We start from the raw sequence: 13995 nt of genomic DNA, 5'->3' as shown, positions 1-13995 counted from the left end.
GGTGATTCGTTACCCTAAACATTTCTCCATCAAACATCAAACATCAAACATCAAACATCAAACATCAAACATCAAACATCAAACATCAAACATCAAACATCAAACATCAAACATCAAACATCAAACATCAAACATCAAACATCAAACATCAAACATCAAACATCAAACATCAAACATCAAAACAATAATTCAAAACTGTGTCATATAAATATTAGATAGGACGTCTAGTCGCTTGGTAGTGAAATTGCATAAATATTGCATCCATCAAGCCATCTATAAAACTTAAGATATGGAGCTTCACATGACAGATTCTCCCATTAACAGCTCAACGACTCCGCTCTCTACTTCAACAGTAAGCACATCTGACGACTATTTTGAAAAAAGGCAACTGAAACAAGGTGCTGTAGGCTGGCTATTATTAGTCGGTTTAGGCGTGGCTTATGTCATTTCAGGCGACTTTGCAGGCTGGAACTTCGGTCTTGCTCAAGGTGGCTGGGGTGGTATGTTTATCGCAACGGTTGTCGTAGCCATCATGTACCTATGCATGTGCCTGTCGATGTCTGAAATGGCCACCATGCTGCCCACTGCGGGCGGTGGCTATAGCTTTGCGCGTACCGCATTTGGTCCATTTGGCGGCTATCTCACTGGCACGGCGATTTTAATTGAATATGCCATCGCCCCTGCAGCCATCGCATGCTTTATTGGTGCCTACTGCGAGTCCTTATTTGGTGTCGGTGGATGGATCATTTATCTCATCTGCTATCTGGTTTTTATGGGTATTCATCTTAAAGGTGCAGGTGAAGCCCTCAAGATTATGTTTGTCATTACCGCCATTGCAGCCGTAGCTCTTTTTGTCTTTATCATCGCAATGGCACCACATTTTAACAGCGCCAACTTATTTAACATTGCACCAACTGAAAATATCGGTGCAAGTAGCTTCCTCCCGATGGGTTATATCGGCATTTGGGCGGCGGTACCCTATGCCATTTGGTTCTTTTTAGCGGTGGAAGGTGTTCCACTGGCAGCAGAGGAAGCCAAAGATCCATCCAAATCCTTACCACGTGGTTTGATCGGTTCGATGCTGATTTTGGCCGCTTTTGCCCTACTTATTCTGTTCTTAGGTGCTGGTGCCGCTGGCGCTGAACAACTTAAAGAATCAGGCGCACCCTTAGTTGATGCACTGGTAGCCGTCTATGGTCAAAACAGCTGGTTAGGCAGTTTTGTCAATTTTGTCGGTCTAGCAGGTTTAATTGCGAGTTTCTTCTCCATCATTTATGCCTATTCACGTCAAATTTTTGCCTTATCACGTGCGGGGTATTTACCAACCTCGTTATCACTGACCAATAAAAACAAAGCGCCCTATTTAGCGATTATTATTCCCGGCATCATTGGCTTTTTATTGTCCCTAACAGGTGAAGGTGATCTGCTCATCCTGATGGCGGTATTTGGTGCGACCATTTCTTATGTCTTGATGATGCTTTCTCACATTAAACTGCGCATCAGCCGTCCAGAATTACATCGTCCCTATAAAACCCCAGGTGGGATTGTCACCTCATCAATTGCTTTGATTTTAGCCAGTATTGCGGTGATAGCTGGTTTTGTGGTGGATCCTAAAGTTTGGTTTATGGCCGCAGGCATCTATGCGCTATTTATTGCCTACTTTATTTTCCATAGTCGCCATCGACTCGTTCAAGGTACACCTGAAGAAGAGTTTGAAAGTATTCGTAAGGCCGAACAAGACTTATAGAAGGACCTATGACATGGCTTATAAAACGTTGATTGGACATCAGCACTATGTGTTTAATGATTTAAAAACTTTAATGGCAAAAGCAACCCCGCTGCGCTCAGGTGATCAACTTGCAGGTGTTGCGGCGGAAAATGCCACTGAACGTGTTGCCGCACAAATGGCATTGGCCGATGTTCCATTGAAGCAGTTTTTAACTGAAGCGCTAATCAGCTATGAACAGGATGAAATAACCCGCCTGATTATCGATGAGCACCGTAGTGATTTATTTGCGCCGATTTCACATTTTACCGTAGGAGACTTTCGTAACTGGCTACTCAGTGAAGATGCGACTACGCAGAAATTACAACAACTTGCGCTCGGTTTAACCCCTGAAATGGTGGCTGCGGTGAGTAAGATTATGCGCAATCAAGACCTCATCTTGGTTGCGAGTAAATGTGAAGTCGTCACCCAATTTCGCAACACCATTGGTTTAAAAGGTCATCTCTCGACCCGTTTACAACCGAATCATCCGACCGATGATCTCTTGGGTATATCAGCCAGTATTTTGGATGGCTTGATGTATGGCAATGGTGATGCTGTCATTGGGATTAATCCTGCAACCGATAACCTACAAAATTTATCGGAGCTGCTCAAACTACTCGATCATGTGATCCAAGAGCATCACATTCCAACCCAGTCCTGTGTGCTGACGCATATCAGTTCGGGGATTCAACTGGCTGAGAAAAATGTGCCGATTGATTTAATGTTTCAATCGATTGCAGGTACACAGCGCGCCAATGAAGGCTTCGGTATTAATCTCGGATTACTGCGTGAAGGCTATGAAGCAACACTGGCTCTCAAGCGTGGGACTGTGGGACAAAATGTGATGTATTTTGAAACAGGTCAAGGCAGTGCTTTATCTAGTAATGCACATCACGGTGTAGATCAACAAACCTTAGAAGTCCGTGCCTATGCTGTGGCTCGTAAATTCAAGCCGCTGCTGGTGAACACTGTAGTTGGGTTTATTGGCCCAGAGTACTTATACAATGGTAAACAAATTATCCGTGCAGGCTTGGAAGACCATTTTTGTGGCAAGCTCCTAGGCTTACCTATGGGCTGCGACATTTGCTATACCAACCATGCCGATGCCGATCAAAATGACATGGATGTACTACTCACCCTTTTCGGTGCAGCAGGTTTGAACTTTATTATGGGCATTCCGGGTTCGGATGACGTCATGCTGAACTATCAAACCACGTCATTTCATGATGCGCTGTATTTAAGGCAACTTTTGGGCTTAAAAGCCGCACCTGAGTTTGATCTGTGGTTGGCGGAACAAGGCATCTTTAAACAACAGCAGCAGCACATTCTCTGGCCAGAACATATCCCGCCACAATTTGAAAAACTTTTGCATATATAAGGAGCAACTTATGTCACTTGTTCCTCTAGAAAACTATCAATCTGAACAGCATCAGGATGTTTGGGAAAATTTAAAGAAATTTACCGATGCTCGTATCGCCATTGGACGTGCAGGCTGTAGCATCCCGACCCATGAACTGCTGAAATTTCAACTGGCGCATGCGGAAGCGCAAGATGCGGTACATCAAGCTTTAGATATCGAACACTTAGTTGCAAGTTTTAATACACTAGGTTTGGATAGTCTGACGGTACACAGTCAAGCTGAAAATAAACAAGAATACTTAAAACGTCCTGACTTAGGCCGCCTGTTAAGTCCAGCTTCACAGCATGGCTTAGAAGTTTTTAAATCCAGTAACCCACAAAACTATGATGTCTGTATTGTGATTGGTGATGGACTATCAGCACGGGCGATTGAAGAAAATGCAGTTCCTTTTATTCAGCACCTTATCCCGCAGCTGCAAGCGGAGCACTGGAGTATTGCACCGATGGTTATTGCTACTGGAAGCCGAGTCGCTTTGGGTGATCCAGTCGCAGAGTGCCTACAAGCCACTATGCTCGTGATGCTGATTGGCGAAAGGCCCGGTCTGAGTTCACCTGATAGTATGGGCATTTACTATACATGGAAAGCAGCCTCAGGCACGTTGGATGCTAAACGGAACTGTATTTCAAATGTTCGACCTGCGGGCTTAAGCATTCTTGTTGCAGTACAACGACTAATGTCTCTCATGCGTGGCTCTAAGAAACTCGGTTACTCAGGTGTAGACTTAAAAGATGAACATGAAATGGTCAGTCTAGACACGGAACATACGCCTAAGCGTTTATTTTAATTTGAAGCAGATCAGCCGTGATTTTACGGCTGATCTTAAATAGCATGTTATGTTGATTTAGTTTTTTTAGCTTGCTTTATTCAGCGCTTGTTCTACAAAATGTAGGCGATCTTGGCCCCAATACATTTCATCACCCACAAAGAATGTCGGTGCGCCGAAAATGCCACGTTGAATGGCCTGTTCTGTTTCAGTGATCAGTTTTTGTTTCACCACCTCCGACTGAACCATACTCATAATATCTTCTACAGAAAAGCCACTTGGTTTTAGCACTTCTGCCAAGACAGTAGGTTCATTCAGATTTTGTGGTGTACCAAACATCGCATCGAATAAAAGTTTCAAAACTTGCTCAAACTTTTCTAGATGCAACAATTGAACGCCTGTCAAAATGCGCATTAGGGTTAAAGTGTTCATCGGGAAATGCGGATTCATTTGCATTTGGATCTGGTAATACTCCGCCCAGCGCTGCATATCTAAGATTGAATAAACCCCTTTAACAGGAACCTCAATCGGACTACGATTGCCTGTTGCTTTAAACACCCCGCCCAATAAAATAGGCTTATACACAACCTGAATCTCTTGCTGTTCTGCTATTTGCAGTAAACGATAGTAGGCCAAATAGCTATATGGGCTGCCCAAATCAAAATAAAATTCTACGCTTTTCATGCTTTGTCCTTTTACCACGTTTCCATCCAAGGTCTTAAATCTAACTCATGCGTCCATGCATCGCGCGGTTGCTGCGACAAATGCCAATAATTTTCTGCAATATGCACGGGATTTAATATGCTATCCTGTTCTTTGCGCGCGTACATTTCAGGAAAAGTGTCTTTAATAAAATCGGTATCAATTGCCCCATCCACCACTACGTGTGCCACATGAATATTTTTCGGGCCAAGCTCACGTGCCATACTTTGCGCTAAGGCACGCAGTGCATGTTTCGCCCCTGCAAAAGCGGCAAAGTTTGCTGCACCTCTTATGCCTGCGGTTGCACCTGTGAAAATAATACTTCCGTGCTCACGCACGACCATACGCTTTGCCACTTCACGCCCTGTCAAAAATGCACCGAAGCAAGCCATTTCCCAAATTTTAAAATATTTGCGTGCAGTTTCTTCTAAAATGCTACATGGCACATTCGCCCCAATGTTAAACACTAAAACATCGATTTCACCAATATTGGCTTCAATTTCCTCTACCAAAGTGATGACTTGCTCTTCTTTACGTGCATCAGACGCAAAGCCATATGCAAGGCCACCTTCAGCTTCTATCTCTGCAATTAAGGGCTGGAGTTTTTCGGCATTTCTTCGCGTCATACAGGCGATGTATCCACCACGTGCAAAACGTTTTGCGATTTCGCCCCCTGTGGCATCTCCTGCGCCAATCACTAACGCGACTTTCTTTTTAGAAGCAGTCTTTTGCAACTGCTGTTCTGGCTGTAATTCATCCATAAATACACTCCCTTCATAAAATAACGATCGTTATCATAACGATCACTATGTTATTAGTTTTTAGCGTCAGTCAATTTTATTTTGATGAAACTCCTATGCGCTATAAAACAGGATATAAAGAAGAAAAACGTCAAGAGCTGCTTAAAATCAGTGCTCAACTGGCCAAGAAGCAAGGCTTTACCAATACAGGTGTCGACGGTTTTATGAAAGCGGCTCAAATGACCAGCGGTGCTTTTTATTCGCATTTTTCATCAAAACATGAATTGTTTGAAGCACTGATCGAGTCCGAGTTACAACACAGCTTTCAAGCATGGCAAGCCAATCCGCATGACAATATCGAAGAGTGGATTGACTTCGATATTGAACGTTATTTAGCGCTGTCTCATGTGCAACGTCCAGATCTAGGCTGTGTTATTCCCTCTCTTGCAGCCGAGGTAGCACGTAGTAGTGAAACAACAAAACTGTGTTTTCAACAGGAAATGCTTCGTGGTCACGCACTCTTTACACAACATCTAGGCAGTGAAATACAAGCTTGGGCGGTTCTATCTCAACTGGTCGGCGCAATCGTCATGGCGCGGAGCATGGCTGATGAACATCTACAACGAGAAATTTTAAACTCAAGCAAATGGATGATTAAAAACATGCTACAGCTCAAGTAAAATCTTGGATTGGATTTATAGTTTTTTTCTACATATTTTCTGATTTTTTGCCTTCAACTTCTGCGCATTTCCCTGTACATTTTTACACTCCTTTACCCCCCTGTGAACGAGCCTGCTATGACGACACTACCCGATACCATTTACGCGATTCAGCATCTTGCTTTTGAAGATTTAGGTGCATGGGAAGATGTGTTATATCAATTGGGTTATCGGGTACGCTATTTTGAAGCCGGCAAAGATGACTTAGCTAAAGCGTTGAACTATACAGGTCTAACCATCATTTTAGGTGGCCCGATTGGGGTATATGAAACTGATGATTACCCTTTCTTACAACAAGAAATAGACTTACTCAAAGTTCGCTTAGAAAAGAATTTACCCACTTTAGGCATTTGCTTAGGTGCACAGTTGATTGCACATGCACTCGGTGCAAAAGTATATGCAGGTCATAGCAAAGAAATTGGCTGGAGTCAGTTACAGCTCAATATCGTTGAACATAACCCATTACAAGCACTGGTAGGAACTGAAGTACTACATTGGCATGGAGACACCTTTGAACTCCCTGCTCAAGCTGAACCGTTGGCCAGCTCAGAAGTTTATCCCAACCAAGCTTTTCGTGTAGGCAAAAATATTCTAGGCTTACAGTTCCATCCTGAAGTCGCAGCGGATGGTTTAGAAAAATGGCTAATTGGGCATACTGCTGAACTTCGTCAAGCGAACATCAACATTCCAGCATTACGTGCAGACAACCAACGCTGTGCAGCTCAACTAGAACATGTTTCTGGACAAGTTTTGACAGCATATTTAAAAGCCTTGGTTTAATAATTCAGCCATAATCCGCTCCATGCGCCTATTGCTCTAAATTTTAAGTTTACAGCAGACATAAAAAAGCACCTCTATGAGGTGCTTTTTTAGTGGATACCGCTTATTTCGCAGCAGCTTTAGGCTGTGGAACTGATGCTTCAGTGGTGATATTTACAGTGATTTTATCACCCACGTTAGGCACATATGCGCCTACACCAAAAGCAGAACGGTCAAATGAAGTGGTTGCGTTGAAACCAATTGACTGTGCTTTGGTCATTGGGTGCTCACCTTGCTTATTCAACACTGCATCTAAAACGACAGGCTTTGTCACATTTTTAATGGTTAAATCACCTGTGATTTTGTACTTATTCGCGCCAACAGCTTGAACTTTTGTACTTTTAAAGGTAATGGTTGGATACTTTGCTGCATCAAAGAAATCAGCCGCTTGTAAGTGTTCATCTAAAGCTTTTACGTTAGTGTTTAAGCTAGATAAAGGAATCGTTACATTCACCGATGAATTTGCAGGTTTTGCATTATCGACATTAATCACACCCTGAATGTCGCTGAAGTTTGCAGATGGCGTTGAAAAACCAAAGTGGCTCCATGTGAAAACTGTTGCTGTATGTGTAGGGTCAATTTGATATGCCACAGGTTTTGCCATAGCAAATGTAGTCGCAGTTGCAACAGCCAAACCGATTGTTAAAGCTTTAAAGTTCATGTTTTTATCTCACATTGGAATACTGCTTAGTCTATAGAGTTCTACAACGAATACACCTATAAAGATAAAACGATATGTTGCAACTTTAGAACGATATAATTGTTTTTAAATGTAGCAACTTAGCTACGCCCGATATTGAATGAAACCAGTCTTCTTCGCGACTTTATTCTAGATTTGCTGTGAGACTAAATTATCCTGATGGGTGAGCCAATAAACCCGATCACATGCTCGCTTTTCGGTGCACATTTTGACGTGTTCGATTAAAGCTCTTGCAACCCCTAGCCCACGATAGTCCTCATGTGTAAATAGATCTTGTAAGTATACGTAAGGCTTTAACGTCCAACAGCTATTATGCTCTATCACATGCACAATCCCTACAAGCCGACCTGCTATATAAGTGCAGCAAACCATACATATATTCACGCTTAGAATCAGTCAGTTTATGCCACGTGTTTTCAGATATCTGCTCCAATAAATCAACCTGATAAAATGCCTGATAAGCTTGCCATAGTGTAACCCAGATCGACTGATCGATTTCTGTCAGTGGCACAATTTGAATATTTCGTACTTCCATTTGGCTCTCAAAGTACTATTTATTTTTGTAAGGCTTATATTTAAGCTGAAATCACCACAAAGAAAAAGCCTTATTGAATCGCTTCAATAAGGCTTCTTTTAGACGTGACAACTATCATAGTTTTTCAATCAGAATCCGATCAATCAACTTCATACCTGTCTGCTTTTCATGGTTTTTACGACGGATCTTAATTTGCTTATCTTCTGCTAAATCTTGCAATAACAGTTCCACAGCAACCATCGCCTCCAAAGGTAGATCTGGTCCAATCCACTTCTGTTCGCCCGCATCCATCAATACAACTTCATCATGAATTTGATCGTACAAGCTCATATCATCACCTAAAATTTATGCAGCTACTTCAGCAGCAGCTCGCATATTATATACACCATTCAAAATAAAAGACGCCCCTAAACTGGAGCGTCCTTCAAACAGTTAATTTTAAAAATTAAGCTGTCAATTCTTTTACCGCAGCAACAACTGCTTCAGTGGTAATACCGAAGTATTGGTATAAGTCTTTCGCAGGTGCAGATTCGCCATAAGTCGTCATACCAATTACACGACCATCCAAACCTACAAACTTCCACCAGTAGTCTACATGTGCTGCTTCAACAGCAACACGCGCACGAATGTTTGATGGAAGAACCGCTTCACGGTATGCTGCATCTTGCTTCACAAATTCTTCAGCACATGGCATAGACACGACACGCACACCTTCAAGTTGTGCATGTGCTTCCATTGCTAATGATACTTCAGAACCCGTCGCAATAATAATCGCTTTTAATTCGCCTTTTTCTTCAGCCAATACATAACCACCTTTCGCTACATTTGCGATTTGTGCATCTGTACGTGTTTGGAATGGTAGGTTTTGACGAGAGAAGATCAACGCAGTTGGGCCTTCTGAACGTACAAGTGCAGATTTCCAAGACACAGCGGCTTCAACTGTGTCACATGGACGCCAAGTATTTAAGTTTGGTGTACCACGTAAAGACGCAATTTGCTCTACAGGTTGATGCGTTGGACCATCTTCACCCAAACCAATTGAGTCATGTGTATATACATGGATTACACGTTGTTTCATTAACGCAGACATACGTACTGCATTACGCGCATATTCCATAAACATGAGGAATGTTGCAACGTAAGGAATGAAACCACCGTGAAGCGCAACACCATTTGCAATTGCAGTCATACCAAACTCACGTACGCCATAGTGTACGTAGTTACCTGCAGGATTGTCTTGAACGCCTTGGCAACCTTTCCAAAGTGTTAAGTTAGAGCCAGCCAAGTCCGCAGAACCACCTAATAATTCAGGCAATAATGGACCGAAAGCTTGCAGTGTATTTTGGCTTGCTTTACGTGTAGCAATGGTTTCAGCTTTTGCATTGGTATCAGCAATAAACGCATCTGCTTGAGCAAGGAATTCAGCAGGTAATTCACCTGAAAGGCGACGTTTCAATTCAGCTGCTTCAGTTGGATATTTTGCTGCATATTGAGCAAATAATTCATTCCAAGCCGCTTCAGAAGCTGTCCCTTTTGCTTTTGCATCCCATGCTGCATAAACGTCAGCAGGAATTTCAAATGGACCTTCAGTCCAGCCCAATGCTTCACGTGTTAATGCGATTTCGTCATTACCTAGCGGCGCACCGTGGCAGTCTTCTTTACCTTGCTTATTTGGTGAACCTAGACCAATAATCGTTTTACAGATGATGATCGTTGGTTTTTTCGTTTCAGCTTTTGCTTGCAAAGTTGCAGCACGTAATGCATCTGCATCATGACCATCAGCTTTAAGGACTTGCCAACCGTAAGCCAAGAAACGTTGCTCTGTATCGTCAGAGAACCAACCTTCTACTTCACCATCAATCGAAATACCGTTGTCATCATAGTAAGCAATCAGTTTACCCAGACCTAAAGTACCTGCAAGTGAACATGCTTCGTGAGAAACACCTTCCATTAAACAGCCATCACCTAAGAAACAGTAAGTGAAATGGTCAACAACACTTAGGTCATCTTTATTGAACTGCGCTGCTAAAGTTTTTTCAGCTAGAGCGAAACCAACTGCGTTTGCAATCCCCTGACCAAGCGGGCCAGTTGTCGTTTCAATACCTGGTGCATAACCTAATTCTGGGTGACCCGGCGTTTTAGAGTGCAGTTGACGAAATGCTTTTAAATCTTCAATTGATAAATCATAGCCCGTAAGGTGCAATAACGCATATTGCAACATAGAGCCATGACCATTTGATAGTACAAAACGGTCACGGTTCGCCCATTGTGGGTTAGTCGGGTTATGGTTGAAAAACTCACGCCATACAACATCAGCGATATCAGCCATCCCCATTGGCGCACCTGGATGTCCAGAGTTTGCTTTTTGCACAGCATCCATTGCCAATACACGAATTGCGTTTGCAATACGACGTTCGTTAAGCGGGGTTGTCATAGGTCAGAGTCCAAACAAATGATTTAAAGAGTAAGATGAATAGAATTCAAAGATAGGTGTATTGTCTTAAAAAAAGAGGAATGGGTAAAGCCTAATGGACAATATTTCGCTATTTATTCATCATCCATGTCTAATAAATGCGGGCATTGCCTAAAATCACAACAATTTCACTCAGAAATGCCTCTCCAGATTTTCTCCGGTTCAAATTCTACACAATAGAATCATCAATTTTAAAAACATAGTTCGGCCACACTATTCACTAATCAGAACAAACCGTTATCCTTGAGTATCAAACACATCACAAGATACATTTGTATTTTTTACATACAATTAAACATTCATGGTGAATTTTATTCACTTTTTTAAATTATTCATGAATTACTACAGATTATCGATTATTTTCTGATGCATATTTTGAGCATTTTTTCTTTACCAACTTAACACCCAAACCAACAAAAATTCAAACAAGCTATTGTTTTAAAATTAGATATAATCAAAGTACAAAATCTCATGATACGCACCCTTAAACTTTGAACCAAAAGCCTTTACTTTGTCATTTCGAACTAAAAATAAACGCTATATCAATTTTTTAGATGCTTATATCAGATAAAAAGTCGTTGAATTGAAATAAATTCAGTCATTTTGGTCGTGTAGAACTGGCTCAAATGTCTAAGTCGATGTACCATATTGCGTCTTTTAAATTAACTGTGATAGGACTTATGCGCGAGTACGCTGTATTTACCTCGGAATCTGTAAGCGAAGGCCATCCAGATAAAATGGCTGACCAAATCAGTGATGCTATCTTGGATGCGATCTTAAAAGAAGACCCTTATGCGCGGGTTGCTTGTGAAACGCTTGTAAAAACGGGTGCGGTAGTACTTGCAGGTGAAATCACAACAACTGCAAATGTTGACTTCGAAGCGATTGTTCGTCAAACCGTAAATGGCATTGGTTACCACCATTCTGACCTTGGTTTTGATGGTTCAACATGTGCTGTGATCAACATGATTGGTAAACAGTCACCAGAGATTGCTCAAGGTGTTGACCGTCAAAAGCCTGAAGATCAAGGTGCAGGTGACCAAGGTTTAATGTTTGGTTATGCAAGCCGTGAAACTGACGTGCTTATGCCTGCTCCAATTTCATATGCACACCGTTTAATGGAAAAGCAAGCTGAACTACGTCGTAGTGGCGTTTTACCATGGTTACGCCCAGATGCAAAAAGCCAAGTGACTTTTGCTTATGAAAATGGCATGCCTGTTCGTTTAGATGCAGTCGTATTATCTACTCAGCACGATCCTGAAATTTCTCAAAGCAACTTAAAAGAAGCTGTGATTGAAGAAATCGTGAAAAAAGTGATCCCTGCTGAAATGTTCCATGCAGACACCAAATTCCACATCAACCCAACAGGAATGTTTGTGATTGGTGGTCCAGTAGGTGACTGTGGTTTAACAGGTCGTAAAATCATTGTAGACACTTACGGTGGCATGGCACGTCACGGTGGTGGTGCTTTCTCTGGTAAAGATCCATCTAAGGTTGACCGTTCTGCTGCATATGCAGGTCGTTATGTTGCGAAAAATATCGTAGCAGCGGGTCTTGCAGACAAATGTGAAATTCAAGTGTCTTATGCCATTGGTGTGGCTGAGCCAACATCTATTTCAATCAATACCTTCAATACAGCAAAAGTATCTGAAGAGCTGATCATTGCGTTAGTCCGTGAACACTTCGACTTACGTCCATACGGTATCACTCGTATGCTTGACCTCATTCAACCGATGTATAAGCAAACTGCTGCTTATGGTCACTTCGGTCGTGAAGGTTCAGATACTGCATTTACTTGGGAAAAAACAGATAAAGTGGAAGCGCTTAAAGCTTCAGCTGGTCTATAAGTTTGATCCAAAAAGAAACCCGCTTAATGCGGGTTTTTTTATTTTAACTGATGGAAAATAGCCCATCAGTTCAGTCGTGAAGTCATTGAACCTCACTACTTAGGTTTGTTGTCATGATTGAGCACATCAAAGAGCGAAGTCACAGCAGCGGGTTCGCTGTTTCGGTCAGCCAAATAGACTTGTACAGATTTAACGATAATCGCTGCTGCGAGACATGCAACAATACAGAAAATCCAAAATCCAAAAGGACTTCGAATATTATGTGATCCACAGTTTGGACAGTCTTTATCTGTTGATGCGACAACTGTTTCACAACATGCGCAGTGGTATTGATAGAGCATGGCTTTACCCCCTTGTTTTTGTCCTTTCTTGTTTTTATTGTCCATCACCCTGCCTCACAGAATGTTAGATTCATTTATCTTATGTGAGTATTTGTTGAGACTCAAGCGCCATTCACCTGAAGTGATGTCAGCAACGGCTTACACTGAAAGATTAATCAATTGATTTAACGCATATTCCTCTTTATAACACCGAATCATGACAATTTCATTTTGTAACATAATAGTTTTTGACGTATTCCGTCATATTTGCTTAAAACCCTTTAGTTTTCTCGCGATTGTTTATTAAAATAAGATGCAACGATGAGGAAGAAAGAATGGTTCAGTTGATTAAAAAAGGCGGTTTACGCGAACGTGCCAACCGCAGTCGTAGCTATAAGGGCTCAGAAAATACCGAAGCGACATTACAGCCCAACCGCTATGCGCAAAGTAAAAAAGACGAAGTGTCTAGCTTGGAACAGGCTCAATCATCTCAAGAGCTTAAAAATGACTTAGATGTAGATTGCGAGAGCATCGTACCAAAGCCATAAAGCAAAAATCAGAAACAACCCGCCAGAAAAAATGTCAATATAACTTCCTGAACGCTGATATGCCGCTTTAATTTTAGGTAATGACAAAAGCAGCATCAGCAGTGCAAAAGTCATAAAAGTTTGGATGGGAATAATGACCGCAAGTTGCATTTTTAAATAAGGACTTGCACTAGAACTTAAGGCTAGTGAAAACACACTACTGAAATAAATCAGCGTTTTCGGGTTAGACAAGTTAGTCAGCAAACCTGACATGAAATAATGGTTGGCATTGGGTGTAGGCAGTTTTTGACCATCATCTAGCAAGGCTTCTTGCTGCATTGTATTGAAACCAGCTTTCAACATTAGCCACCCCATACGTGCAAGGAACACACCACCAACTACCATCAATACCTGTTGAATCCATGGCATTTTTTCGATGAGTACGGTAAAACCTAACAAGGTTAAAACCACCCAAACGACGATGCCAACAGAAATACCTAAGATCGTTTTTAAAGTGTTTTTTTGTGTGGTCGAAGCTGAACTTTTGGCAATCAGTAAAACATCAGGACCAGGACTTAGCTGCGCAACAAAATGCAATGCGCAAATCGTGAAAAGCAATGACATAAAAAACGGCATAAATTTTAAAAAATAATTATATCGTT

Annotated in this window: 14 protein-coding genes and 1 pseudogene; 7 read left to right on the top strand and 8 right to left on the bottom strand. The window is 41.8% G+C overall.

Annotated features, from left to right (window positions below; translation table 11 throughout):
- Window positions 1-301: 301 nt before the first annotated feature.
- The 3 genes from eat to eutC are packed head-to-tail and all read left to right on the top strand — an operon-like array spanning window position 302 to window position 3972.
- Window positions 302-1747: an ethanolamine permease gene (gene eat / locus HUK62_RS07735; protein ID WP_228723751.1), complete on the top strand. Its 1446-nt coding sequence runs from the start codon at window positions 302-304 to the stop codon at window positions 1745-1747.
- Window positions 1748-1760: 13 nt separating this feature from the next.
- Complete coding sequence (locus HUK62_RS07730; protein ID WP_176537539.1) at window positions 1761-3146, top strand: ethanolamine ammonia-lyase subunit EutB; 1386 nt, start codon at window positions 1761-1763, stop codon at window positions 3144-3146.
- Between the two features lie 10 nt (window positions 3147-3156).
- Window positions 3157-3972, top strand: coding sequence for an ethanolamine ammonia-lyase subunit EutC (gene eutC, locus HUK62_RS07725; RefSeq protein ID WP_176537538.1), 816 nt, complete (start codon window positions 3157-3159; stop codon window positions 3970-3972).
- Window positions 3973-4038: 66 nt separating this feature from the next.
- Here the strand turns inward: eutC and HUK62_RS07720 are convergent, their stop codons facing one another.
- Window positions 4039-4635, bottom strand: a complete 597-nt coding sequence (locus tag HUK62_RS07720; protein ID WP_176537537.1) for a 2-hydroxychromene-2-carboxylate isomerase — start codon at window positions 4633-4635, stop codon at window positions 4039-4041.
- A gap of 11 nt (window positions 4636-4646) precedes the next feature.
- Entirely contained in the window at window positions 4647-5414 is a 768-nt protein-coding gene (locus tag HUK62_RS07715; RefSeq protein ID WP_176537536.1) for an SDR family oxidoreductase, read from the bottom strand.
- 95 nt (window positions 5415-5509) lie between these two features.
- Between HUK62_RS07715 and HUK62_RS07710 the strand changes: the two genes are divergently transcribed.
- Window positions 5510-6073, top strand: coding sequence for a TetR/AcrR family transcriptional regulator (locus tag HUK62_RS07710; protein WP_176537535.1), 564 nt, complete (start codon window positions 5510-5512; stop codon window positions 6071-6073).
- Between the two features lie 117 nt (window positions 6074-6190).
- Window positions 6191-6892 carry a glutamine amidotransferase gene (locus HUK62_RS07705; RefSeq protein ID WP_004696772.1) on the top strand — a complete coding sequence of 234 codons (702 nt, stop codon included), beginning with the start codon at window positions 6191-6193 and terminating at the stop codon, window positions 6890-6892.
- A 103-nt stretch (window positions 6893-6995) separates the two neighbouring features.
- Here HUK62_RS07705 and HUK62_RS07700 read toward each other — a convergent pair whose 3' ends face one another.
- From HUK62_RS07700 to tkt, 4 genes and pseudogenes are all read right to left on the bottom strand, one after another.
- Window positions 6996-7592: a YceI family protein gene (locus tag HUK62_RS07700; RefSeq protein WP_004696771.1), complete on the bottom strand. Its 597-nt coding sequence runs from the start codon at window positions 7590-7592 to the stop codon at window positions 6996-6998.
- A gap of 168 nt (window positions 7593-7760) precedes the next feature.
- Window positions 7761-8166 (bottom strand): annotated as a pseudogene (locus tag HUK62_RS07695) (GNAT family N-acetyltransferase).
- 114 nt (window positions 8167-8280) lie between these two features.
- Window positions 8281-8496, bottom strand: coding sequence for a hypothetical protein (locus HUK62_RS07690; RefSeq protein ID WP_004696769.1), 216 nt, complete (start codon window positions 8494-8496; stop codon window positions 8281-8283).
- A 115-nt stretch (window positions 8497-8611) separates the two neighbouring features.
- Window positions 8612-10600, bottom strand: a complete 1989-nt coding sequence (gene tkt / locus HUK62_RS07685) for a transketolase (RefSeq protein WP_176537534.1) — start codon at window positions 10598-10600, stop codon at window positions 8612-8614.
- Window positions 10601-11319: 719 nt separating this feature from the next.
- On the opposite strand from tkt, the gene metK reads away from it, so the two are divergent.
- On the top strand, window positions 11320-12486 hold the full coding sequence (gene metK, locus HUK62_RS07680) for a methionine adenosyltransferase (protein WP_176537533.1): 1167 nt from the start codon (window positions 11320-11322) through the stop codon (window positions 12484-12486).
- A 95-nt stretch (window positions 12487-12581) separates the two neighbouring features.
- Here metK and HUK62_RS07675 read toward each other — a convergent pair whose 3' ends face one another.
- Complete coding sequence (locus HUK62_RS07675) at window positions 12582-12827, bottom strand: hypothetical protein (protein ID WP_005401120.1); 246 nt, start codon at window positions 12825-12827, stop codon at window positions 12582-12584.
- Between the two features lie 314 nt (window positions 12828-13141).
- Here HUK62_RS07675 and HUK62_RS07670 point away from each other — a divergent pair, with 314 nt between their 5' ends.
- Window positions 13142-13354 carry a hypothetical protein gene (locus HUK62_RS07670; protein WP_058951840.1) on the top strand — a complete coding sequence of 71 codons (213 nt, stop codon included), beginning with the start codon at window positions 13142-13144 and terminating at the stop codon, window positions 13352-13354.
- On the opposite strand, the gene HUK62_RS07665 is transcribed toward HUK62_RS07670, so the two are convergent.
- Entirely contained in the window at window positions 13316-13957 is a 642-nt protein-coding gene (locus tag HUK62_RS07665; RefSeq protein WP_078424993.1) for a LysE family transporter, read from the bottom strand. The two genes, HUK62_RS07670 and HUK62_RS07665, sit on opposite strands and share 39 nt — an antisense overlap.
- Window positions 13958-13995: the final 38 nt, after the last annotated feature.

The sequence above is a fragment of the Acinetobacter sp. NEB 394 genome (assembly GCF_013374795.1).
GTDB classification, from domain to species: domain Bacteria; phylum Pseudomonadota; class Gammaproteobacteria; order Pseudomonadales; family Moraxellaceae; genus Acinetobacter; species Acinetobacter johnsonii.
Note: the sequence above shows the minus strand (reverse complement) of the source record. Positions and strands in the feature narration are given on the sequence as shown.